The organism is Anaplasma marginale str. Florida, assembly GCF_000215485.1.
Lineage (GTDB): Bacteria > Pseudomonadota > Alphaproteobacteria > Rickettsiales > Anaplasmataceae > Anaplasma > Anaplasma marginale.
The window spans coordinates 1-765 of the sequence record NZ_AFMS01000187.1 but is presented as its reverse complement, the minus strand read 5'-3'; the positions used below and the strand labels follow the sequence as shown (position 1 = coordinate 765).

Genomic DNA, 765 nt, shown 5'->3' with positions numbered 1-765 from the left:
AGCAAGTTCTTCTTGGGCTTTAGCAATCCTAGGTCTCCACTCAGCATCTATAGCTTTGAGCTCCTTCCTGAGCTTAATCACAGGTGCCCACTCAGCATCTATAGCTTTGAGCTCCTTCCTGAGCTTAATCACAGGTGCCCACTCAGCATCTATAGCTTTGAGCTCCTTACTAAGCTCCCAACGACCAATGATAGCGCGATATGCACTCCTGAGCCTAATCGCAGGTCTCCACTCAGCATCTATAGCTTTGAGCTCCGCACTAAGCTCAATCTTAGGTGCCCACTCAGCATCTATAGCGTCAAGCTCCTTCCTGAGTGATTCACGGGCAATCACAGGCCTCCACTCAGCATCTATAGCGTCAAGCTCCTTCCTGAGCTCTATACGACCAATGATAGCGCGATATGCACTCCTGAGCCTAATCGCAGGTCTCCACTCAGCATCTATAGCTTTGAGCTCCGCACTAAGCTCAATCTTAGGTGCCCACTCAGCATCTATAGCGTCAAGCTCCTTCCTGAGTGATTCACGGGCAATCACAGGCCTCCACTCAGCATCTATAGCTTTGAGTTCAGCACGAAGTTCTCTACGAACCTGAGCAGGACTCCCCTTAACTATGCACCTCCCCAGGAGTGCAAGGCGCAAGCGAGCGTCCTCCGCAAGCCTTAGCTCCTCTGCAATCCTACGACCGCAGCCCGGACTTCCACCCCGCGACACAGGACATCCCACAGCAACATATGTCACTTCAACACGCATACCAATTTCCCGATC

1 pseudogene is annotated in these 765 nt (G+C 51.8%); it reads right to left on the bottom strand.

Annotated features, from left to right (window positions below):
- A pseudogene (locus GAC_RS05035) lies at positions 1–750 on the bottom strand (hypothetical protein); the annotation flags it as partial.
- Positions 751–765: the final 15 nt, after the last annotated feature.